General features: G+C 37.6%; 1 pseudogene. It reads right to left on the bottom strand.

Features of this window, described 5'->3' with window-relative positions:
• Window positions 1-112, bottom strand: a pseudogene (locus A194_RS20140) (CpsB/CapC family capsule biosynthesis tyrosine phosphatase); the annotation flags it as partial.
• Window positions 113-221 lie beyond the last annotated feature (109 nt).

Here is a 221-nt window from a genome sequence, read left to right as displayed (position 1 = left end):
TAGATTGTCGTAATACCTTCATCTCGGCCACTTTTGCCATGGCCAAACTGTCTTCAATAGTCGCTGCTCCATCATCGACATTCGGTAAAATATGACTATGAATGTCAATCATTAACGTATCCCCCTACAATTAAGAACTCATAGTCCATTCTAATATAGTCAAAATAATTTGCAAGACATAAAAAATCTCATAGCGCACAAAAGGCACGACTATGAGATCT

Origin of the sequence: Alkalibacillus haloalkaliphilus C5, assembly GCF_000269905.1 — a bacterium.
GTDB classification, from domain to species: Bacteria; Bacillota; Bacilli; order Bacillales; family Alkalibacillaceae; genus Alkalibacillus; species Alkalibacillus haloalkaliphilus_A.
This window is presented reverse-complemented; position numbering and strand designations above follow the sequence as displayed.